Source organism: Giesbergeria sp. (assembly GCF_028686475.1).
Taxonomy (GTDB): domain Bacteria; phylum Pseudomonadota; class Gammaproteobacteria; order Burkholderiales; family Burkholderiaceae_C; genus Simplicispira.
This window is the reverse complement of record NZ_JAQUCA010000010.1, coordinates 23172-44288: the sequence shown is the minus strand read 5'-3', so window position 1 is coordinate 44288 and position 21117 is coordinate 23172. Positions and strand designations below refer to the sequence as shown.

Annotated in this window: 18 protein-coding genes and 1 other RNA gene; 8 read left to right on the top strand and 11 right to left on the bottom strand. The window is 58.4% G+C overall.

What is annotated here, in order from left to right; translation table 11 throughout:
• Position 1: 1 nt before the first annotated feature.
• The 4 genes from folD to PHX60_RS08780 all read right to left on the bottom strand — a co-directional run bounded on the left by folD (position 2) and on the right by PHX60_RS08780 (position 5743).
• The gene (folD, locus tag PHX60_RS08795) at positions 2 to 859 is read right to left on the bottom strand and encodes a bifunctional methylenetetrahydrofolate dehydrogenase/methenyltetrahydrofolate cyclohydrolase FolD (protein ID WP_300076834.1); all 858 of its coding nucleotides are present in this window, start codon (positions 857 to 859) and stop codon (positions 2 to 4) included.
• A 30-nt stretch (positions 860 to 889) separates the two neighbouring features.
• On the bottom strand, positions 890 to 1516 hold the full coding sequence (locus PHX60_RS08790) for a response regulator transcription factor (RefSeq protein ID WP_300076832.1): 627 nt from the start codon (positions 1514 to 1516) through the stop codon (positions 890 to 892).
• A gap of 167 nt (positions 1517 to 1683) precedes the next feature.
• The gene (locus PHX60_RS08785) at positions 1684 to 3183 is read right to left on the bottom strand and encodes a GGDEF domain-containing protein (protein ID WP_300076830.1); all 1500 of its coding nucleotides are present in this window, start codon (positions 3181 to 3183) and stop codon (positions 1684 to 1686) included.
• Positions 3184 to 3196: 13 nt separating this feature from the next.
• Complete coding sequence (locus PHX60_RS08780) at positions 3197 to 5743, bottom strand: PAS domain-containing sensor histidine kinase (protein ID WP_300076828.1); 2547 nt, start codon at positions 5741 to 5743, stop codon at positions 3197 to 3199.
• Between the two features lie 206 nt (positions 5744 to 5949).
• Here PHX60_RS08780 and aceE point away from each other — a divergent pair, with 206 nt between their 5' ends.
• From aceE to lpdA, 3 genes are read left to right on the top strand one after another with little or no spacing between them, the layout of a single operon-like run.
• Complete coding sequence (gene aceE, locus PHX60_RS08775; protein WP_300076826.1) at positions 5950 to 8661, top strand: pyruvate dehydrogenase (acetyl-transferring), homodimeric type; 2712 nt, start codon at positions 5950 to 5952, stop codon at positions 8659 to 8661.
• 18 nt (positions 8662 to 8679) lie between these two features.
• Complete coding sequence (aceF, locus tag PHX60_RS08770; protein ID WP_300076824.1) at positions 8680 to 10311, top strand: dihydrolipoyllysine-residue acetyltransferase; 1632 nt, start codon at positions 8680 to 8682, stop codon at positions 10309 to 10311.
• 12 nt (positions 10312 to 10323) lie between these two features.
• The gene (lpdA, locus tag PHX60_RS08765; protein WP_300076823.1) at positions 10324 to 12156 is read left to right on the top strand and encodes a dihydrolipoyl dehydrogenase; all 1833 of its coding nucleotides are present in this window, start codon (positions 10324 to 10326) and stop codon (positions 12154 to 12156) included.
• A 225-nt stretch (positions 12157 to 12381) separates the two neighbouring features.
• Here the strand turns inward: lpdA and PHX60_RS08760 are convergent, their stop codons facing one another.
• A complete protein-coding gene (locus PHX60_RS08760; protein WP_300076821.1) occupies positions 12382 to 13191 on the bottom strand; it encodes a site-specific integrase in 810 nt (269 codons plus the stop codon).
• 64 nt (positions 13192 to 13255) lie between these two features.
• On the opposite strand from PHX60_RS08760, the gene PHX60_RS08755 reads away from it, so the two are divergent.
• Positions 13256 to 14167: a hypothetical protein gene (locus PHX60_RS08755; protein ID WP_300076819.1), complete on the top strand. Its 912-nt coding sequence runs from the start codon at positions 13256 to 13258 to the stop codon at positions 14165 to 14167.
• An 8-nt stretch (positions 14168 to 14175) separates the two neighbouring features.
• Here PHX60_RS08755 and PHX60_RS08750 read toward each other — a convergent pair whose 3' ends face one another.
• Entirely contained in the window at positions 14176 to 14472 is a 297-nt protein-coding gene (locus PHX60_RS08750; protein ID WP_300076817.1) for an addiction module antidote protein, read from the bottom strand.
• Positions 14469 to 14765 (bottom strand): type II toxin-antitoxin system RelE/ParE family toxin, encoded by a 297-nt coding sequence (locus PHX60_RS08745; RefSeq protein ID WP_300076815.1) that lies wholly within the window; start codon positions 14763 to 14765, stop codon positions 14469 to 14471. Before PHX60_RS08745 ends, PHX60_RS08750 begins: the two co-directional genes overlap by 4 nt.
• Positions 14766 to 14863: 98 nt before the next feature.
• On the opposite strand from PHX60_RS08745, the gene PHX60_RS08740 reads away from it, so the two are divergent.
• From PHX60_RS08740 to PHX60_RS08725, 4 genes are all read left to right on the top strand, one after another.
• Positions 14864 to 16654, top strand: coding sequence for a hypothetical protein (locus PHX60_RS08740; protein WP_300076813.1), 1791 nt, complete (start codon positions 14864 to 14866; stop codon positions 16652 to 16654).
• Positions 16655 to 16756: 102 nt separating this feature from the next.
• On the top strand, positions 16757 to 17116 hold the full coding sequence (locus tag PHX60_RS08735) for a hypothetical protein (protein WP_300076811.1): 360 nt from the start codon (positions 16757 to 16759) through the stop codon (positions 17114 to 17116).
• A gap of 74 nt (positions 17117 to 17190) precedes the next feature.
• Positions 17191 to 17667, top strand: coding sequence for a glycoside hydrolase family protein (locus PHX60_RS08730; RefSeq protein WP_300076809.1), 477 nt, complete (start codon positions 17191 to 17193; stop codon positions 17665 to 17667).
• A 55-nt stretch (positions 17668 to 17722) separates the two neighbouring features.
• The gene (locus PHX60_RS08725) at positions 17723 to 18193 is read left to right on the top strand and encodes a DUF2514 family protein (protein WP_300076807.1); all 471 of its coding nucleotides are present in this window, start codon (positions 17723 to 17725) and stop codon (positions 18191 to 18193) included.
• A gap of 193 nt (positions 18194 to 18386) precedes the next feature.
• Here the strand turns inward: PHX60_RS08725 and ssrA are convergent.
• The 4 genes from ssrA to ompA all read right to left on the bottom strand — a co-directional run bounded on the left by ssrA (position 18387) and on the right by ompA (position 20906).
• Positions 18387 to 18764: a transfer-messenger RNA gene (gene ssrA / locus PHX60_RS08720) on the bottom strand.
• A 12-nt stretch (positions 18765 to 18776) separates the two neighbouring features.
• Positions 18777 to 19442, bottom strand: a complete 666-nt coding sequence (locus PHX60_RS08715; protein WP_300076805.1) for an HAD-IA family hydrolase — start codon at positions 19440 to 19442, stop codon at positions 18777 to 18779.
• A gap of 16 nt (positions 19443 to 19458) precedes the next feature.
• Positions 19459 to 20169, bottom strand: coding sequence for a bifunctional 2-polyprenyl-6-hydroxyphenol methylase/3-demethylubiquinol 3-O-methyltransferase UbiG (ubiG, locus tag PHX60_RS08710; RefSeq protein ID WP_300076803.1), 711 nt, complete (start codon positions 20167 to 20169; stop codon positions 19459 to 19461).
• Between the two features lie 92 nt (positions 20170 to 20261).
• Positions 20262 to 20906: an outer membrane protein OmpA gene (gene ompA / locus PHX60_RS08705; protein ID WP_300076801.1), complete on the bottom strand. Its 645-nt coding sequence runs from the start codon at positions 20904 to 20906 to the stop codon at positions 20262 to 20264.
• Positions 20907 to 21117 lie beyond the last annotated feature (211 nt).

Genomic DNA, 21117 nt, shown 5'->3' with positions numbered 1-21117 from the left:
TTCAAACTCCTGCGGCGCGCTCGGCCGCTTCCATCGTGTTGACCAACAGCATGGTGATGGTCATGGGGCCAACGCCACCGGGCACGGGGGTGATGTAGCTGGCCACTTGTTTGCAACCTTCAAAGTCCACATCGCCGCACAGTTTGCCTTCGTCGTTGCGGTTCATGCCCACGTCAATCACGACGGCACCGGGCTTGAGCATATCGGCGGTAAGGACATTGCGTTTACCCACGGCAGCCACCACGATATCGGCTTGGCGGGTGTGGTGGGCTAAATCAGCCGTGCCGCTGTGCGTGACGGTAACGGTGGCATTGGCTGCCAGCAACATCATGGCCATGGGTTTGCCCACGATGTTGGAGCGCCCAATGACGACGGCGTGTTTGCCGCGCAGGTCTTTCAGGCCGATAGATTCGAGCATTTTCATGCAGCCATAGGGGGTGCAAGCCTTAAAACCGACTTCACCTACCATCAATGCACCAGCGCTGGCGACATGGAAACCGTCCACATCTTTCAAAGGCGAAATTGCTTCAATCACCTTGTGGTCGTCAATGTGCGCGGGCAGGGGCAGTTGCACCAAGATGCCGTGGATGCTAGGGTCGTTGTTCAGCGCTTGCACGCGAGCCAACAATTCGGCCTCGGTTAGGCTGGCATCGTATTTTTCTAACACCGAATGCAAACCGGCATCGTGGCACGCCTTGACCTTGTTACGCACATACACTTGGCTGGCAGGGTTGTCGCCCACCAAAATTACCGCCAAACCAGCAGTCGTGCCACGGGCTTTGAGGGCAGCGGCGCGGCTTGCTACTTGGGCGCGCAGTTGTTGGGAGAGGGCGTTGCCGTCAATCAGTTGGGCAGTCATGGTGTAGGGGCAAAAAAGAGAAAAACGAAATCAGACTTTGGGCGCGTTTTGGCCCAGCACGGTTTTGAGCAAATCGGCCACGGTGTTGGCACCCAGCTTTTCCATGATGTTGGCGCGGTGCGCCTCCACGGTTTTGATGCTGATGCCCAAGTCGTCGGCAATTTGCTTGTTGAGGCGACCGGCCACAATGCGCTCTAGCACTTGACTTTCGCGGCTGGTGAGCTTGGACATCAGGGCTTCGCGCGTGGCGGCCTGTTGTTGGTCGGTAAAGGCTTCGCGGGCGTGGTCTAACATGCGCTCGACCAAGGCTACCAACTCATCTTCATTGAAAGGCTTTTGGATAAAGTCCAAAGCGCCCTTCTTCATGGTGTTGACGGCCATCGGTACATCGCCGTGGCCGGTGATAAACACAATCGGCAAGGGGGATTTGCGCTCTAACAACCGGTCTTGCAGCTCCAGGCCAGTCATGCCGCCCATGCGTACATCCACAATCAGGCAGGCAATTTCGCGTGCATCGTAGCGCGCCAGAAACGACTCAGCCGAATCAAAGCAACGTACCCGATAATCTTTGCCTTCGAGCAGCCATTGCAGCGAGTCGCGCACAGCCTCATCGTCATCGACTACGTAAACAGTGCCTTTTTTCGGAATCAAACTCATGCAATTATCCTTGAGGGGTGTACGTTTGCTACAGTATTTGTAGTGTCAACGGGCCATGCTACCAGTGGCCGCCAAAACGGAAACAGGCAACCCGTGAGCTTTAGAACCATTGTAGAGCTTCTGCGCTGGCCAACTGGTGTGGGGTGGGGCGGGCTGATGCGGCGGCATCAGACCCACTCGGCCAACACCGAACAATTGCGCCCTTGGTGTTTGGCCCGGTAGAGCGCCCGGTCGGCCCGTTGCAGCAGGGCATTGAACGAACCATCGCTCGGCAGCAAGGTAGCAACCCCAATACTGGTGGTGAAGGGGACGGCGCTGGTTCCATCGTTGTGCAACACTTGCGCCGCTTGCACGCTTTGGCGCAGTTGCTCGGCCAGCGCGAAGGCGGTGCTTACATCGGTGGCGGGCAGTATCACGGCAAACTCCTCGCCCCCCAAGCGGCCACCGGTGTCTTGGGGCCGCAGGGACGCGGTAATGAGCTGGGCCATGATTTGAATCACGCGGTCGCCGGTAGGGTGGCCCCAGCGGTCGTTGATGGATTTGAATTTGTCAATGTCCAGCATCAGGACTGAAAAAACATGGCCGTGGTGAAGTGCGGCCATAAAAGTCTGGTTGCCAATATCAATCAGGTGTCTGCGGTTGGCAATGCCCGTCAGGGCATCGGTGGTCGCCAGCACACGCATGGCCTCGGCTTGGCGCACCGTAGCCAAGTGCGCGCGCAAAGCCACCACACAACACAAGGCCAAGACCAAAAACCCAGCGCTAAACTGCCAAGCGCGCCGCTGCCAAGCCGCCAGCACGCGCTTTTTGTCCAAGCCCACAATCGAGACAAACGGCACCCGCTCTAAGCGGCTCATGCCAAACACCCGCTCGCGCCCGTCAATCGGAGATTCAAATACAAAGCTGTTGGCCTCGCCAACTTCGGCAAAACTAGGCCCTCCTGCGGGCAAGGAAGCGCGCAGCCCTAAGAACTGGGGCTGCAATGGGTTGCGCGCCAGCAAGATGCCATCGGTATCGACAATCGTTAGCACATCGTTTTCGTCCACCTCCAACACGGCAATCCATTGCTGGGCATACTCCAAATCAATCACCGCCATCGCCGCCCCGACAAGCTGTCCCTCGGGCGAACCCACCAAACGCGACATCAGCACCACTGCACGCTTGGACACCGATTTATCTTGCGGCATGTATTGGATACGCAGGCTTTGCCCCGGCGGCACCCGGCTTTCGGTGCAAAATTTTTGCCGACTTTGGGTGCCGCGAAAAGGGTACACCGCCACAGCCACAAAGGTGCAATTGGCATTGAGCAACACCAAATCGTTCAAACCGGGCACGGTGGCGATTTTCTCTTTCAGCAGCGCATCTAATCGGGCAGGCACGCTGGCATCGGGGTGCGGATAGACCAAATCCTGTGCCAAATTGACGCGGCCCAACACGTCGCGCAGCACATAGTCAGTGACCAAAAAGGTATCGCTGAAGGAGCGCCCCATGAGCTGGCTTTTTTGCACCGCCATTCTGGCTGCATCGGCCAAAATACGTTGGCGTTCCTGCAAGAAGTCGGCCACCGGCCACGCCGCCATCAGGGTCAGGGTCAACACCAACACGCCAGCCACATACAACGGCCTTTGCGATAGCCGTATCTGAAGAGCAGATGCCTGTGCCTGCATGATTCGATGGAGCCTATCGGTTGGGTAGGGTTTTCAGGGGGGCAGGCGCTGCTGCCTCTTGGCTGGGCTTGGCCAGTGGCAGCCAGAACGAAAACAAGCAGCCGCTGACTTCCAAACCATTGTAGATATTCTGCGCCTGCATACGGCCTTGGTGCGATTCGACAATGCTACGGCACAGGTTCAGGCCCATGCCCATGCCCTCTTGCTTGGTGGAGAAAAAAGCTTCAAACAGGCGCTCGCGCGTTTCTTCGGCCAAACCTTGGCCGGTGTCCTGCACGGCAAACTCGACCACCGCTTGGCCTTCTATGGTTTTGGGCACCACGCGCAACTCCACACTGCGCCCCGCTGGTGGGCGGTTGGCTTGGGCGATGGATTCGGCGCTGTTTTTCATCAGGTTAATCAGCACCTGCTCAATCAAAATTGCATCGGCCATCACCGGCGGCAGGCGCGCTGCCACATGGTGCGTCAGGCGCACATGGTGGCGGCGCAGTTCAATGTCGGCCAGCTCCACGGCTTCGGCCACCATTTTGGCGACATCGGCCAGCTGGCGGTTGGGTTCGCTTTTTTTCACAAACGCGCGAATGCGCTGGATGATTTGCCCGGCGCGCTGGGCTTGGTGCGCGGTTTTCTCTAACGCAGTCAGTAGTGCTTCTTCGCTCAATTGGCCGTTACGCAAACGCGAAATGCAGCCGTTGCAATAATTGTTGATGGCCGTGAGTGGTTGGTTCAGTTCGTGCGCCACGCTGGAGGCCATCTCGCCCATCGTAATCAGGCGACTGACCGATTGGGCGCGCTCGGTTTGGTGTGCGGCTTGTTCTTCGGCCAAGCGCCGGGGGGTGATGTCGGTGGCAATCACCATCTGCGCCAAACGGCCATCGACCCAACTCAAGTAGCGCGAACGCACCTCTAGCCATTTGCCCAATTCGGGTAGGTAAATCTCGGCGTTTTCAGTGTGGGCGCTGGTGACAGAATCGGTGGGCAAGCCCATCAGGCCGTCTTCGTCTTCGGCACTGCTGGTGCTGGGGGCAGGCAACACGCCCGCTTGTGCCACCAATTGCAAGTGTCCGGCGGTTTGTGCGCCAAACCATTGCCGATAAAGCTTGTTGGCAAACAGCAACTCGTGGCTGCCCAAGGGGGCCACCGAGACCGAGGCATCCAGCGCTTCCAGCACGATGGTAAAGCGCTCGTGCGAGGCCGTGAGCTGCTCGCGGATACGGTTGGGTTCGGTGATGTCGGTCATGGAGGTCATCCAGCCGGTTTGCTTGCCCACGGCATCAATCAAGGGCGAAACATACAAGCGGGCATCGAACAAAGCGCCGTTTTTGCGCTGCACCCGCACCTGAAAGCCGCCCGGCATGGTTTTGCCCGACAGCTCGTCTTGCAAATGGTGGTGCAAGCTCTCGTAATCGGCTTCGGGCCAATAGGAGTAGGGGGCTTTTTGTCCGACCAATTCGGCCTCGCTCCAGCCGGTCATTTGGCAGAACGCGGCATTCACATAGGTGATACGCCCCTGCATGTCCAAGGCACGCATCCCGGTTAAAACAGAGTTTTCCATGGCACGACGAAAGTTGGTCTCGGCCACCAGCGCCAGCTGGGTTTGCATTCGGCGCCGGGTGTGTCGCCACGTTGCCATCAGCATCCACACGGTCATGGCACTGAGCGTCACCACCAGCCAAAATAAACCACTGCCCACCACCCCTAAAGAGGTGCGATAAGCCTGCGCGCGCAAAACCAGCCTATCGCCCACTGGAGAAATCGGCACTTCGTAAGCGTTGGTATGCTGCACCTCTTTTTCAGCCCACAGCAGCGCACGCGGACGCACCGCCAACGGCGTTCCGGCCAGCACTTGGCCCTTGGCATCCAAAAACGTGATGGCATAGCGCGCCAGCACTTCGGTCGGTGTGCCATAGCGCATCAGGCCATCGACCGAATACTCGGCCAGCAACACCCCATTAAAACGCCCTTGCACGTTCAGCGGCACCTGCAATTGCAACAATGGCAGGTGCTGGTTGGCTTGGATGGTTTGCTGGGCATAGACCGGCTGTTGCTGCGCGCGCACCATCTCAAAAGTGCGCGCCGTCTCGTCGTCTTGCAGCACTTCTGCCGGGTAACGCGCCCATTCAGCGGGCAAAGAGGCCGCCCGGTGGCTGGCATGGATACGGCCAAATTCATCCACCCAGGTGATGGCTTGCAACTCGGGGTATTGATTAACCAGCGCCTCGGCACGCTGGGTAAATTCGTCTTCGGCCACGGTTTGGGTGACCAAATCGCGCGCCATGTGCATGACCTGCTCTTGGCGCTCTAGCAGGCGCAAACGCACGCGCTGTTGGGCATATTCGACATCGCGGCGCAGGGCTTCGTGTTCGCGCTCGGCCTCTTCGGTGCGTAAATACCAAAATGCTGCCACGATGGCCGCCATAAACAACAACACCGCTGCCAACGGTGCCAAGGCAGCAAAACGGTCTTGGTGATGGGGCGATAGACCAAGCCACCAATCGTTGCAACGGCGCAGCAAAGCCAAGGCGCGTTGGCGGGTGGCAGTGATAAAACTTGAAAGCATAACCCACGAGTGTAGGGCGGCTAGGCGTGGTTTTTTGGGTCTCTTCGGCAGGGCAAAATGTGCAGTTGCAGCAATTTTTCATATTGTGATATTCAAGGCCATTATTTGAAATATCATAAAAATGTGCGAAACTTGCCATGCAGCACATCCATTTAGATGCAGATGCGCGCATACTTTCTTTCCGGTTTACCGATAGGAGACAAACCATGTCAGCACCAACCGAACCCCAAGCTCCCCAGCACGGCCCCGACATTGACAGCCAAGAAACGCGCGAATGGCTCGATGCCCTGAGTGCCGTTATCGCCAAAGAGGGACCGCAGCGCGCGCACTTCTTGATTGAGCAGCTGCTCGAAGAAGCCCGGCAAAACAGCATTGACCTGCCGTTTTCAGCCAACACCGGCTACGTCAACACGATTGAGCCGAACCAAGAAGCCCACTGCCCCGGCAATATCGAGATTGAAGAACGTCTGCGCGCCTACATGCGTTGGAATGCGATGGCGATGGTGGTCAAGGCCAACCGGCACAACCCCGCTGATGGCGGCGATTTGGGCGGCCATATCGGCTCGTTTGCCTCCTTGGCTACCATGTTTGGCACCGGCTTTAACCACTTTTGGCAAGCCGAAAGCGAAAACCACGGCGGCGACTGCATTTATTTCCAAGGCCATGTCTCGCCCGGCATTTATGCCCGTGCTTACCTTGAAGGCCGCCTGACGGAAGAACAACTGCTCAACTTCCGCCAAGAAGTCGATGGCAAGGGCCTGTCCAGCTACCCGCACCCCAAGCTGATGCCCGGTTTCTGGCAATTCCCGACCGTCTCTATGGGCTTGGGGCCACTGATGGCGATTTACCAAGCCCGTTTCCTCAAGTACCTGCACGCGCGTGGCATTGCCAACACCGAAAACCGCAAAGTCTGGGTGTTCTGCGGCGATGGCGAGATGGACGAACCCGAAAGCTTGGGTGCGATTGGTTTGGCCGCCCGTGAAGGTTTGGACAACCTGATTTTCGTCATCAACTGCAACCTGCAACGCCTCGATGGCCCGGTGCGCGGCAACGGCAAAATCGTGCAAGAGTTGGAAGGCGAGTTCCGTGGTGCGGGCTGGAACGTGATTAAGCTGCTATGGGGCAGCGAGTGGGATGCCCTGCTGGCACGCGACAAAGACGGCGCATTGCGTAAACTGATGATGGACACCGTCGATGGGGACTACCAAAGCTTCAAAGCGTTTGACGGTGCCTATGTGCGTAAAAATTTCTTTGGCCGTGACCCGCGCACGCTCGAGATGGTGGCCCACATGAGCGACGACGACATCTGGAACCTGCGCCGTGGCGGCCACGACCCGCAAAAAGTATTTGCCGCTTTTGACCGCGCCGTGAAACACCAAGGCCAACCCACGGTGCTGCTGATTAAAACCGTCAAGGGCTATGGCATGGGCAAGGCGGGCGAAGCCAAGAACACCGTCCACCAAACCAAAAAGCTGACCGACGAAGACATCAAATACATCCGCGACCGCTTTAATATTCCGGTGCCCGACAGCGAACTGGCCAACATCCCGTTCTACAAACCAGCGGATGACACCCCCGAAATGCAGTACCTGCACCAGCGCCGCAAAGCCCTGGGCGGTTACCTGCCCCAGCGCCGCCAAAAAGCCGAAGAGAGCTTTACCGTGCCCGCGCTAGAGACCTTCAAAGCGGTGCTAGAGCCCACCGCCGAAGGCCGCGAAATCTCGACCACCCAAGCCTATGTGCGCTTTTTGACGCAACTGCTGCGCGACCAGGCCTTGGGGCCGCGTGTGGTGCCGATTTTGGTGGACGAGGCGCGCACCTTTGGCATGGAAGGCTTGTTCCGCCAAATTGGCATTTACAACCCCAAGGGCCAGCAATACACCCCGGTCGATCGTGACCAAGTGATGTATTACAAAGAAGACAAGGCTGGCCAAATCCTGCAAGAAGGCATTAACGAAGCCGGTGGCATGAGCAGCTGGATTGCCGCCGCCACGTCGTACAGCACCAGCAACCGCATCATGGTGCCGTTTTATGTCTATTACTCCATGTTTGGCTTCCAGCGCATTGGCGACTTGGCTTGGGCCGCAGGCGATGTGCAGGCGCGCGGCTTCTTGCTGGGTGGCACCTCGGGCCGCACCACGCTCAACGGCGAAGGCTTGCAGCACGAAGACGGCCACAGCCAAATTTTGGCCAACACCATCCCCAACTGCGTCAGCTACGACCCGACCTTCGCACACGAAGTAGGCGTAATCTTGCACCACGGCCTCAAGCGCATGGTCGAACGCCAAGAAAACGTCTTCTACTACCTGACGCTGCTCAACGAAAACTACGCCATGCCCGGCCTGACCGCTGGCACCGAAGAGCAAATCATCAAAGGCATGTACCTGTGCAAACCGGGGGCAACTGGTGTGGTCGGCCCACGGGTGCAATTGCTCGGTTCGGGCACCATTCTGCGCGAATCGTTCGCGGCGCAAGAGTTGCTGGCGGTGGATTGGGGCGTGCAAGCCGATGTCTGGAGCTGCCCATCGTTCAACGAGTTGGCCCGCGACGGCCAAGATGCCGAGCGCTTCAACCTGTTGCACCCGCTAGAGACACCGCGTGTGCCGTTTGTGGCGCAACAGCTCAACACCAGCACCGGGCCGGTCGTCGCCTCCACCGACTACATCAAAGCCTACGCCGAGCAAATTCGTTCGTTCATTCCAGCGGGCCGCAGCTACAAAGTATTGGGCACCGATGGCTTTGGCCGCTCTGACTTCCGTAGCAAACTGCGCGAGCATTTTGAAATCAACCGCCATTACATCGTCGTAGCGGCCCTGACCGCCTTGGCCGAACAAGGCGAGCTGCCCCGCGAGCGCATCGCCCAAGCCATTGCCAAGTACGGCATCAACGCCGACAAGGTCAACCCACTGTACGCATAACCCTTACCGGAGACAAACATGGCATTGGTAGAAATCAAAGTCCCCGATATTGGGGATTTCAGTGAAGTGGCAGTGATTGAACTGCTGGTCAAACCCGGCGACAGCATTCAGGCCGAACAGTCCTTGATTACCGTGGAGTCGGATAAAGCCTCGATGGAGATTCCCTCCTCTCACGCTGGCGTGGTCAAAGAACTCAAAGTAGCTTTGGGCGACAAGGTTGCAGAAGGCAGCGTGGTGCTGGTGCTAGAAACCGCTGGCGAAGCTGCTGTACCTGCGGCGGCCCCGGTAGCCGCTGCACCGGCCCCAGTCGCTGCCCCAGCAGCGGCGGCGGCCCCTGCGCTGGCCGTAGCGGCTGGCCCAGTCGAAGTGCGCGTGCCCGACATTGGCGACTTCAAAGACGTGGCGGTGATTGAGGTGTTCGTTAAGCCGGGCGACAACATCAAGCTAGAGCAAAGCCTGATTACCGTAGAGTCAGACAAAGCCTCGATGGAGATTCCGTCCTCCCACGCTGGCGTACTCAAAGAGTTGAAGGTCAAAGTGGGCGACAAGGTCAATATTGGCGACCTGTTGGCCATTTTGGAAGGTGCAGCCGGTGCTGTGGCCCCTGTTGCTGCTGCGGCAGCAGCCCCAGCGGTGGCAGCACCAGCACCGATAGCAACGGCAACCACCACCAGCGCAGCAGCCCATAACCCCAGCGCCACCCCAGCGCTGGGCTTGCCCCATGCCTCGCCCTCGGTGCGTAAATTTGCCCGCGAGCTGGGCGTGCCACTGGCCGAAGTGAAAGGCTCTGGCCCCAAAGGTCGCATTACCCAAGCCGACATCCAAGGCTTTACCAAGTCCGTCATGGCGGGGGCCATCCAGACCTTGGCCCAAGCGGCCAAAGCCCCAGCTGCAACGGCTGGCGGTGGCGGTTCCGAGTTGGGCCTGATTCCTTGGCCCAAGGTGGATTTTGCCAAGTTTGGCCCGATTGAGCGCAAAGAACTCAGCCGCATCAAGAAAATCAGCGGTGCGAATCTGCTGCGTAATGCCATTATGATTCCGGCGGTCACCAACCATGACGATGCCGACATCACCGATTTGGAAGCCTTCCGCGTCTCGACCAACAAAGAGAACGACAAATCCGGCATCAAAGTCACCATGCTGGCCTTCCTCATCAAGGCTTGCGTGGCCGCGCTGAAGAAATTCCCCGAGTTCAACAGCAGCTTGGATGGCGATGCACTGGTCTATAAGCAGTATTACCACATCGGTTTTGCCGCTGACACGCCCAACGGCCTAATGGTGCCGGTGATTAAAGATGCCGACAAAAAAGGCATCTTCCAAATCAGCCAAGAAATGGGCGAATTGGCCAAAAAAGCGCGCGATGGCAAACTCAGTCCGGCAGAAATGACCGGGGCCACCTTCACCATCTCCAGCTTGGGCGGCATTGGTGGGCGTTACTTCACCCCCATCATCAACGCCCCCGAAGTGGCGATTTTGGGTGTCTGCAAAAGCCAGATGGAACCCGTCTGGGACGGCAAACAGTTTGTGCCACGCCTGATGCTGCCCCTGTCCTTGACGTGGGACCATCGCGTGATTGACGGGGCGGCAGCGGCGCGCTTTAACGTCTATCTGGGCCAAATTCTCAGCGACTTCCGTCGCGTGCTGCTGTAAGGAGGCCACGCTATGGCACTGATTGATATTAAAGTCCCAGACATTGGCGATTTTGCCGATGTAGCCGTGATTGAGTTGCTGGTCAAGCCCGGCGACAGCATCAAGGCAGAACAAAGCCTGATTACCGTCGAGAGCGATAAAGCCTCGATGGAAATTCCCTCCAGCCACGCGGGCGTGGTGAAAGAACTGAAAGTGGCTTTGGGCGACAAGGTCAGCGAGGGTAGCGTGGTCTTATCGCTGGAAGTCAGCGGCGAGGCTGCTGCTACGCCTGCCCCAGCGGCCACTCCCGCACCACAGGCAGCAGTGGCTCCAGTCCCGGCAGCGGTGGCCCCAGCGGCACTGGTTCCGGGCGCGGCCAGCTATACCGGCAGCGCTGATATGGATTGCGATGTGCTGGTGCTGGGGGGTGGCCCCGGTGGTTACTCTGCCGCCTTCCGTGCGGCCGACTTGGGCCTGAAGGTGGTACTGGTAGAACGCTATGCCACACTGGGCGGGGTTTGCCTCAACGTGGGTTGCATTCCCTCCAAAGCGCTGCTGCACGTCGCCGCCGTGATGGACGAAGTAGCCCACTTGGGCGATTTGGGTGTGGATTTTGGCGCACCCAGCGTCAACATCGACAAACTGCGCGGCCACAAAGAAAAGGTGATTGCCAAATTGACCGGCGGCTTGGCCGCAATGGCCAAAATGCGTAAAGTCACCATCGTGCGCGGTCTGGGCCAGTTTGTCGGTTCGCACCACTTGGAAGTAAGCGAAACCAGCGGCAGCGGCCAAGAACCCACCGGCAGTAAAAAAGTGGTGGCCTTCAAAAAGGCCATCATCGCTGCCGGTTCGCAAGCCGTGCGCCTGCCCTTCATGCCCAATGACCCGCGCGTGGTGGACTCGACCGGCGCGCTGGCCTTGGCCGGTGTGCCCAAAAAGATGCTCATCGTCGGCGGTGGCATCATTGGTTTGGAAATGGGCACGGTCTATTCCACCTTGGGCGCACGCCTCGATGTAGTTGAAATGATGGACGGCCTGATGCAAGGGGCTGACCGCGATTTGGTCAAAATCTGGCAAAAGATGAATGCCAAGCGTTTTGACAACATCCTGCTCAAAACCAAAACCGTCGGCGCAGAAGCCACACCCGAAGGCATTAAAGTGCAGTTTGAAGGCTTGGATGGCACCAAGTCCGAAGGTGTCTATGACTTGGTGCTGCAAGCCGTGGGCCGTACCCCCAACGGCAAAAAGCTGGCTGCCGATAAAGCCGGGGTGGCGGTCACCGAGCGCGGTTTTATTGATGTCGATATCCAAATGCGTACCAATGTGCCGCACATCTTTGCGATTGGTGACATCGTGGGCCAACCCATGCTGGCGCACAAAGCCGTGCATGAAGCCCATGTGGCGGCAGAAGTCATCGCCGGAGAACTGCAAGGCAACAAGGAGCTGGCCGCCAGTGCCTTCAATGCCCGCGTGATTCCGAGCGTGGCCTACACCAACCCCGAAGTGGCTTGGGTCGGCCTGACCGAAGACCAAGCCAAGGCACAAGGCATCAAGGTGAAAAAGGGCTTGTTCCCTTGGACGGCCTCAGGCCGCGCGATTGCCAATGGCCGCGACGAAGGCGTGACCAAGCTGCTGTTTGACGATTCACCCGAGGCCCACGGTCACGGCAAAATCTTGGGCGGCGGCATAGTCGGTACCCACGCGGGCGACATGATTGGCGAGATTGCCTTGGCAATTGAAATGGGCGCGGATGCCGTGGATATCGGCAAAACCATCCACCCACACCCCACGCTGGGCGAAAGCATTGGCATGGCGGCGGAAGTGGCGCACGGGTCTTGTACGGATTTGCCGCCGAGCAAAAAATAAAACCCAAAAACGACCGAGGCATTGATAGCCTCAGTCGTGGGTACCTGGTTGCATGGTTGAATCTCAGGACAAGCCCAGACAAGCTAAGGGCGAAAAAAAACGCCAGACTAGAGGGACTCTCATGGTCTGGCGTTGCCTTGAGTGGTGGAGCTGGCGGGAATTGAACCCGCGCCACACCCAGCACCCATGCGGGTTTGCGGAGGTTAGTGTGAATTTGGTGTGATTTTACGCCTGAACGGAAGATGTGTCCCACGCGGTCGCCTTGGGCTTCTGGTAATCCTCACTGATGAACTTGCCATACGTTCTGAAAACCATCTCCACATCCTCATGCCCTAGCTGTTGGGCCACGTACCACGGGTTGGCACCTGCCGTCAGTAACGTGGACGCATAGGTGTGCCGTATCTGATACGGGTTACGGTAGCCAATGCCCGCACGCGCCATCAGAGGCAGCCAAGCCGTCTTACGCAGCTGGGCATCAGTAGTCCAAGGCTTCAGCGTACGCGGGTTAAGCCAGATGCGTGCTTGGCTTGACGAGTGAATGGATTTTTGTGTGCATAAGGCCTCCAGTGCCTCAGTCGATAAATCCACGCTGCGAATGCCCGCTGCCGTCTTGGGTGCCTTGAGTACGCCCACCACTTGGTTTTGCTCAATGCGTGCGGTGGCCTTGTCCCAATCGATATGCCGCCACTCTAAGGCCTGCAATTCGCCCGGGCGCAGGCCAGTGTCAAACCAAAATTGGAACAGGGGCCGCTCGTCGGGCCTACAAGCTTGCAGCAAGGTATCGCGTTCAGCCTGGGTGAAGGGGGCAATGACATAGTCACTGGCCCGACTGGTTTGCCGGATCAGTTTGGCCAGTGCGATGCGATCAAACGGATTGACATCAATGAGGCCGTCGTTGAGCGCATCTTCAAACACCGAGCGCAGCGGGATCAGCATGTTGCGAATGGCTTTGCTGGTGCAGTCCATGTCGCTGATCCAGTCGCGCAGGGCAGATGGCGTGATTTCGCGCAGCTTGTAGCCATGCCAGTGGCGCATGCGTTCACCCTCGATGCTTTTGCAGTAGCCGCGCAAGCAGCCCAGATCTCCTGCTGCAATAGCAATGGAAACCACCAGCGACATCAAGCGCGAGGGCAACAGTTATTCCGGAACGAACGTGTCTGGTGACTTCACCATCAATGGCCAAGCGCCAAGTAACGGCGGACAGGTCAGCACCAAGAAAATGTCTGCCGCTGAAGCGATGGTGGCTCCGCCGCACAGGTCAGGTGATCAAGGGACGAGTTTTCAGCCGGTGGTACCAACGTCCACACCTCACTCTGGTAACTCGTGGAGCGCGGCCAATGCACTGCGTAATCTGGAGGTATCGGCCAGCAGCATTACCAATCAGCCGGGGCGATGGAGTTCGTTTGGTGGAAAGAATGGCCAATCGCCAGCAGCTCAGGCATACAGCGAAGCGGTGAAGGCTGATATTGCGCTGTGCACCGGCAATGACCCGATGGCCCTTGCTGCTCAACGCGAGCAGGGAGCCACCCAGCGCGAAGGTATGCAACAAGCTGGCTCCACAGCTCGGGCGCGAATGATGGAGATGGGACAGAGCAATCGCTTTGACCAGGCACAGGGGCTTGCGCGTGACAAGTTCAGCCTAGAGAAAGAGACCCAATCCTTTGCCACCCGCGCCGCAGCACAGCAAGAGCAGCTTCGCAACGACTATCTAAACGCCACCGACCCCAAGCAGCAGGCAGCCATTGCTGAACGCCTGCGCGTATTGACAGGCAAGGACAAGCCGGAGGCTTGGAAGGCCTTAGCATTGAGTGGCGGCAAAGACGAATTTGGCAATACGCAGCCAGGTGGGGCGTTGATCCTGAATCCGACCACGGGGGAGAACCGGTATGTGCAGGGTGGGCAGGGTGGGGCTACAGGGAATCGACCCAAGGTATCAACACAATCAAGTTTTGATGCGTTACCCAAAGGAGCCGAATACATTGGAGCCGATGGGCGAAAATGTATGAAATAGGGGCGGCTTTAGATGTGCGCCAGCGGCTCCAAAGAGAGCTTGAACCCCATGGCGTGGATGACCTTAAAAAGCGTCTCCGAACTAGGTGCACGCTCCCCAGAGAGGCTTTTGTAGAGGCTTTCGCGGGACAGGCCGGTATCGCGGGCAAGTTGTGTCATGCCACGCGCGCGGGCAATATCGCCCAGCGCTCCGGCCAGCTCGGCTGGATCGTTGTCTTCCAGAACTTGGCGAAGGTATTCAGCGATTTCCTCTTCGCTGTTGAGGTAGTTGGCCATGTCGAATGGCCGGGTCTTGATGTTGCTCATAGGTTGATCTCCTTGGCCATCGCTTTGGCTGCTGCAATGTCGCGCTCTTGGCTCGACTTGTCGCCGCCGCCCAGCATCACGATCAGCACGTCACCGCGCTGGATGTAGTACATGCGCCATCCGGGGCCGAAGAATTCGCGCATTTCCCAGACACCATCGCCCACAGACTTGACATCACCCAAGTTACCCAGCTTGGCCTTATTGATTCGACGGCGCAGACGGATGCAGGTTGGCATATCTCGCAGGCCATCAACCCAATCAGCAAAGGCTTCGGTTTCAAGAATGCTGTACATCGTCCAATTGTAGTCTGGTGGCTACAGATTACAAGCGCCAGTAAAGGGACACCCCTGTAGGGTTTGCCGCCCAGCCCCGCAGTGGAAACACTGGATGGATGGAAAAAGACGAATTTGGTGCAACGCTCGTTGAGCGCGATTCATTTGGTGGCACGTTGGTGGGTACTGCCTCTGCCCCATCTTCAGGTGGCACGGCCTCTGACCTAGGAAAATCCCTCAAGGCTGGCGTGCAGCGCCTGCCCGGCATGGTCACTGGCTTGGCCGACTTACCCTTTGCCTTGGCTGCAGGCGCGCGCCCGTTCACCAAAGCTGCCGATGCGCTGGGTGAGGTCACGGGCTTTCAGCCTAGCAAGTGGGCCGACGAGACAAAGTTCTCGCAGGGCTACGACGACAGCAAAAAAGCGGTGGATGCGGCATGGAAAGATGGCAGCGCCGCCGACATTGCGGGCGCTTACCTGAGTAACCCTGCCTACACCGCCAATCAGGTGGCGGAGGCGCTTCGATCGATGGTGGTGGGCGGCATGGGTTCCAAAGCACTGCTGGGTGCGGGCCGTGTGGCTGGCGTGGCGGCTGATGCGGCAACGGGCGCAGCGGCGAAGGCAGCAACGCCGGGCATTGTGGCGGGCGCTGTGGGCGAGAAGTGGGCAGCACCTGTGGCTGCTGGTGTGGGCGAAGGCGCTGTGACGGCTGGCCAGCAGATGGCAGGCTACCAAGGCGAAGACCAGCAGAAGAATGCCGTGGCGGCACTGGGCGCTGGTGTGGGTACTGGCCTTATCGGTGTAGGTGCTGGCCGCTTGGCCAACCAGGTGGGGCTGGAGACGGCAGAAACGGCGATGGCCAAGATCGGCACGGGCGCTGGGGCGGATGTGCCACTGTCGCTCAAACGCCGGGTGCTGGGCGGCATGGTGTCTGAGGCTGTGCTGCAAGAGCTGCCGCAGTCTGCGCAAGAACAGATGTGGCAGAACTTTGCCGACGGCAAGCCGGTGATGGAGGGTGTGGCGCGTGCGGGCACAGAAGGCGCGCTGGCCGGGGGCGTGATGGGGGCCGGGGCCAACCTGCGCGGCCCCGGCGCACAGCCAGCCAACAACGAGCGGCCAGCGGCTGATGCACCGCCGTCACCAGCCCCGCAGTTGGGCTATTCGCCACTGGCCGGCACGCCCACCACATTCCCCGATGGGTCAGTGGCGCTAGGCAGCGAAGCTGAGTTAGCACACCGCTACGCGCCCCAACCCGCCAAACCTTCTGAAGAGATGGGTATCGACCCCGCTGCTGGGCCGCTCTCCAAGAACGCAGCGCTGGCGGTGGACAGTGGAGCCTATATGCCGCCCGCAGGTTTGGCCCTAGCGACCGTGCCCGAACCTGACCCTATAGTGCTACAAAACCGCGACCGCACCAGTGCAGCCAGCATTGCCCAGATGCAGGAAATTGCAACCAACCCGGACTACCTGCGAGTTGGCCCATCGCGCGACATGACATCTGGCGCACCGATTGTCTTTGGCGATTTACCCCAGACAGCACTACTGGGCCGACCTGAGACCGTGGTCGATGGTAAGGGTGAGCGCATGAGTACGCAGTATGCGGTGGTGGATGCGCTCGACCTGATCGCCTCCAACAACGCCGACGGCACCACGGTGGCCGAGTACGCCACGGGCGCACCCGGTAAGCTGCGATCCGTGGCGGGCAATGGCCGCACGGCTGGGCTGCAAGCCGCTTACCAAATGGGCACAGCGCAGCGCTACCGTGAGGAGCCGCCGCCCACAACACCACCAGCCGCCACCGTTAAAGCCTATACCGCTACCGGGTGGGTAGTCGGCGTGCTCAAGCGGTGGGACGGAATCGCGTGGGAAACAGCAAGCCCCCGCACGAGAACGTCCTCCGGCTGGGTTTGAAACTGGTGCCATGAGTGAATAGGTGCATAGCCCCACAGAAACATTACCGACCGCAACGCGCCGCGAATTTATTTTGGGGCGACTCTATCGACAGGACGATTTATGCCACCTAACCAGATCCCCCATACCAGCGACGCACTACTACACAAGATGGTAGCCCGCCTAGACAACCTGCACAGCAACATCGGCGATATGAAATCGACCATGCGCGAACTCACTGCTGCCGTCACTCGACTGGCTCTCATCGAGGAGCGCCAAGCACAAGCTACACAAGCGATTGACCGTGCATTTAAGAGCATCGAGAAAGTCGAAGCAAAAACGGATGCCGTAGAAAGCCGCGTGGACTCTTTGGAGCGTGACCAGCCAATGCAACGCCAAACAAGCCAGTGGGTGATAGCTGCTGTGTATGGCGCTGCTGGGCTGGCTGTGATGTTTGTAGCTAAGAGTGTGGGGATGCTGTGACAGGCGTGCGTATGCCGTCCATGCCCGGCATCCCCACGGCGGTGACACGCAAGGGTGTTATCCCTGCGGTACTCATGGCCGCCCTTACTAGCCCGTCAGCTTACATGTTATTGGAGCGCTTGGAGGGCAATATCCATCGTGTCTATGCTGACCATCTAGCCGGTGGCCTACCCACATTTTGCGCCGGCCGTACCGACCCCAATGCTGTAGTTGGCACGAAATTGACCAGTGAACAGTGTCAAGCGATCAACAAAATCACGCTGCTGGAATACGGCTATGCCGTGCTGGGCTGCGTGAATTGGGATCACCTGACACCGCCACGGCTGGTGGGCCTGACCATGTTTGCGATCAACCTGGGCAAAGAAGGGGCTTGTGGTTCCCGTGCTGTGCGCCTTATCAATTCAGGCGAACTTGCGGCTGGTTGTGACGCTATTGCCCGTGGCCCCGATGGCCGCCCGGCATGGAGCTACGCCGAGGGCAAGTTTGTCCAAGGACTGCAGAACCGTCGCCAAGCAGAGCGCAAGCTGTGTCTACAGGAGGGCACTGTATGAATCCGATCCTACTCTACATGATGGTTACGCCGTGGTTCTGGTGGAGGGTGTGGTGATGAGTCTGTTCTGGCCATTTACGTCTCTCGCCCTCGCCCTGCTGGTTTGGCTGCAGACCATCGAATTACATAAGTCCCAAGACCAAGCTACAGCGCTGCAACACAAGCAAGAACTCGCTTGGGTACAGACAAAGAACCTGGAGGCCCGCTACCGTGATGCCATTACCCGACAAGACACCGACACCAAAACACTCCTTGCTGCTGCCCATGCTGATGCTGCTCGTGCCCGCACTGCTGCTACAGGGTTGCGCCGTGACCTCGCCAGCTTCATCGAAGCCCATCGCCATCGCGCCCAAGCTGCCGCCGCTGCCGGACAGTGCGCGCCAGACGACACCGCCAGCGTGGTGCTTGCCGACCTGTTCAGCCGGGCTGACGATGCAGCGGGAGAATTGGCAGCAGCGTTTGACGAAGCGCGTACCCGAGGACTGGGGTGTGAGTCCGGCTACGAAGCAGTAACGGGAGGCAATTAGCCAGCGTGTTGCGGCAGCGGCAGCAATGCCGTTTCGATTGCTTACAAAAGAAGGCTCCGAAACACGGTTGCAGTGTGAATCCGGTGTGATTCTGGTGTGATTCTGGTGTGAATCTCAGGACAAGCCCAGACAAGCTAAGGGCGAAAAAAAACGCCAGACTAGAGGGACTCTCATGGTCTGGCGTTGCCTTGAGTGGTGGAGCTGGCGGGAATTGAACCCGCGTCCGCAAGCCTTCTTTGGGCAGATCTACATGTTTAGCAGTCTGTTTTAAAATTTACACCCAAGGCCGCGCAGCTGCACGCTGCCAAGAATGCTAGTACCCTGAAATCTTATCCTGCACCAAGGTACCCGATGCAGAACCAGCTAATGTAAATTACCTTGCAGCCTGGAAGTCTTGCGACCCCCTTGCCCAGCCCATCAGCGTGCTGTTGCAAGGCTCACCGGATTTAAGCGGCGAGTGCGAAACGTTCGTCGTTTGCAGTTAGTTTGTTGAATGCAGATTTACGAGCGCCAATCAAGCTCGACATGCACCACACCAATTCCGAACCCACGTCGAAACCAGGGCAGCCCCTAAGCCTGTATTTTAGGCCAGATTCAGGTATTGCAACAGGGCTTGTGGAGAATTAACCACGGCATGGGCACCCCACTGTTGCACATCGGTCTGTGCGCCCAAGTAGCCATAGGTCGCAGCTACGGTAGTCATGCCAGCGGCCAAGCCCGCCACGATGTCACGCTCATCGTCACCCACATACAGACAAGCGCTGGCAGGCACGTTCAGCTGTTGCGCCGCATACAGCAAAGGGGCGGGGTGTGGTTTGGCGTGGGGCGTGGTGTCGCCACTGACCACGGTGGCAGCAGAGGCAAACAAAGGCAGGGCTTGCACCAGCGGCTCGGTAAAGCGCGCCATTTTGTTGGTCACCACCCCCCAAGGCAGTGATTGGGCCTGCAATTGGGCAATCAGCTCGGCCACACCCGCAAACACCGTGGTGCGGTACGTTAGGCGGGCGGCATAGTTCTGAAAAAATTCCTCGCGCAGGGTGGGAAAGTCTGCGTGGTCGGGCGTGATGCCAAAGGCTTCGGCCAACAAACCACGCGCACCCGCGCCCGCCATAGGCCGGTAGCGTTCTGCGGGCAGCGAGGGCAAACCCCGGTCGGTACGCATTTTGTCGGCAGCAGCCCCCAAATCCGGGGCGCTGTCCACCAGCGTACCATCTAAATCAAACAAAACCGCGCGAATAAGCTGGAACATGAATCCCTCTAGCGCTTTAGCCTACGCGGCGGGTAGCAAACAAATAATTCACGCTGGTATCTTGGCTGAGCCAGTATCTGCGCGTTAAGGGGTTGTATTGCAGCCCCCGGCTGTGCTGCACCTCTAGTTGAGCTGCACGGCAGTGGGCAGCCAACTCGCTCGGGCGGATAAATTTCGCGTACTCGTGCGTGCCTTTGGGTAACATGTTGAGTACGTATTCTGCGCCCACAATGGCAAATAAAAAAGATTTGGCGTTGCGGTTGATGGTGGAAAAAAACACCCAGCCGCCCGGTTTGACCAGTTGGGCACAGGCGCGCACGATAGAGCAGGGGTCTGGTACATGCTCCATCATTTCCATGCAAGTGACCACATCAAAAGACTCTGGTTGCTCTTGGGCCAAGGCTTCGGCACTGATTTCGCGGTACTCAACGTTGGCGGCGTTGGCTTCTAAAGCGTGCAACTGGGCCACTCGTAGCGATTTGGTGGCCAAATCAATGCCCAGCACGTCGGCCCCTTGGTGGGCCATTGCCTCGGCCAAAATGCCACCGCCACAGCCTACGTCCAACACCCGCTTAGCGCGTAGCGGCACCAGATTGTTAATCCAATCCAAACGCAAGGGATTGATTTGGTGCAGTGGACGAAACTCGCTTTCTGGATCCCACCAGCGGTGGGCCAGATCAGAAAACTTGGCCAATTCGGCCAGATCAACATTGTCGGTATGGTGCATGGCTTGATTTTCTAGCAAAGTGCGACTGCACGATGCTATCGTGCATAAAAAAAGCCCCGTCGCCGGGGCTTTTTGGTAGCAATCCGTAAAGATTACTGGGCAGCGGTACGGGTACCCACCACTTCGATTTCTACGCGACGGTTCTTGGCGCGACCATCTTTGGTCTTGTTGTCGGCCACGGGTTGTTTTTCGCCCTTGCCTTCGGTATAGACGCGGTTCTTTTCGATGCCCTTAGACACCAAGTAAGCCTTGACGGCTTCGGAGCGGCGCATCGACAGCTTTTGGTTGTAAGCATCGGAGCCGACGGAATCGGTGTGACCCACGGCAATGATGACTTCCAAGTTCAAGCCCTTGACCTTGGCAATTACATCGTCCAGCTTGGCTTTGCCAGCGGGCTTGAGAACCGCCTTGTCAAAGTCAAAGAAGGCATCAGCAGCATAGGTCACTTTGCTGGCCACAGGTGCTGCTGGTTGGGCAGCAGGGGTTGCAGCGATGGGTTCAGCCGCACGGGTAGCCACAGGAGGGGGAGCCGACACTGGAGCAGCTAAAGCACCATCGCAGTTAGCGGCAGCGGTCGCAGGTGTCCAGTTGGCATCGCGCCAGCACAGTTCATTGGTACCGTTCTTCCAGACCAGCTCGCCGGAGCCGTCTTTCCAGTTGTCGATGGTTTGTGCGCCAGCGGCGGTTGCAAGCACTGCGGAGGCAAACAACATCGCCACTTTGTTCAATTTTTTCATGGGTTCTCCTCTTGGGGAAAAAGCCGCAGCCGCGCTGCGTATCAATGACGTCGTCGGTGACCACCACCAAAAACGTTATTTTGATTGTGCCATACGCAACCGGACAGAATAGCCCCAGCGGGTCCGTGAAGGCTGTATGGGCCTGCATTTGAACGCATGTGTTGTGCAGTTGCTACAAGGCTTGGGCCTAAAATGGGTGTCCATTGCTGTC

What these genes read in the sequence shown, in the direction of transcription:
- PHX60_RS08735 (WP_300076811.1), top strand. Translation starts at nt 16,757, where the DNA reads ATGCCACCTAACCAGATCCCCCATACCAGCGACGCACTACTACACAAG.
- PHX60_RS08755 (WP_300076819.1), top strand. Translation starts at nt 13,256, where the DNA reads ATGGAAACCACCAGCGACATCAAGCGCGAGGGCAACAGTTATTCCGGA.
- PHX60_RS08780 (WP_300076828.1), bottom strand. Translation starts at nt 5,743, where the DNA reads ATGCTTTCAAGTTTTATCACTGCCACCCGCCAACGCGCCTTGGCTTTG.
- aceF (WP_300076824.1), top strand. Translation starts at nt 8,680, where the DNA reads ATGGCATTGGTAGAAATCAAAGTCCCCGATATTGGGGATTTCAGTGAA.
- PHX60_RS08730 (WP_300076809.1), top strand. Translation starts at nt 17,191, where the DNA reads ATGGCCGCCCTTACTAGCCCGTCAGCTTACATGTTATTGGAGCGCTTG.
- PHX60_RS08750 (WP_300076817.1), bottom strand. Translation starts at nt 14,472, where the DNA reads ATGAGCAACATCAAGACCCGGCCATTCGACATGGCCAACTACCTCAAC.
- PHX60_RS08790 (WP_300076832.1), bottom strand. Translation starts at nt 1,516, where the DNA reads ATGAGTTTGATTCCGAAAAAAGGCACTGTTTACGTAGTCGATGACGAT.
- aceE (WP_300076826.1), top strand. Translation starts at nt 5,950, where the DNA reads ATGTCAGCACCAACCGAACCCCAAGCTCCCCAGCACGGCCCCGACATT.
- PHX60_RS08760 (WP_300076821.1), bottom strand. Translation starts at nt 13,191, where the DNA reads ATGCGCCACTGGCATGGCTACAAGCTGCGCGAAATCACGCCATCTGCC.
- PHX60_RS08745 (WP_300076815.1), bottom strand. Translation starts at nt 14,765, where the DNA reads ATGTACAGCATTCTTGAAACCGAAGCCTTTGCTGATTGGGTTGATGGC.
- ubiG (WP_300076803.1), bottom strand. Translation starts at nt 20,169, where the DNA reads ATGCACCATACCGACAATGTTGATCTGGCCGAATTGGCCAAGTTTTCT.
- ompA (WP_300076801.1), bottom strand. Translation starts at nt 20,906, where the DNA reads ATGAAAAAATTGAACAAAGTGGCGATGTTGTTTGCCTCCGCAGTGCTT.
- PHX60_RS08715 (WP_300076805.1), bottom strand. Translation starts at nt 19,442, where the DNA reads ATGTTCCAGCTTATTCGCGCGGTTTTGTTTGATTTAGATGGTACGCTG.
- lpdA (WP_300076823.1), top strand. Translation starts at nt 10,324, where the DNA reads ATGGCACTGATTGATATTAAAGTCCCAGACATTGGCGATTTTGCCGAT.
- PHX60_RS08785 (WP_300076830.1), bottom strand. Translation starts at nt 3,183, where the DNA reads ATGCAGGCACAGGCATCTGCTCTTCAGATACGGCTATCGCAAAGGCCG.
- PHX60_RS08725 (WP_300076807.1), top strand. Translation starts at nt 17,723, where the DNA reads ATGAGTCTGTTCTGGCCATTTACGTCTCTCGCCCTCGCCCTGCTGGTT.
- folD (WP_300076834.1), bottom strand. Translation starts at nt 859, where the DNA reads ATGACTGCCCAACTGATTGACGGCAACGCCCTCTCCCAACAACTGCGC.
- PHX60_RS08740 (WP_300076813.1), top strand. Translation starts at nt 14,864, where the DNA reads ATGGAAAAAGACGAATTTGGTGCAACGCTCGTTGAGCGCGATTCATTT.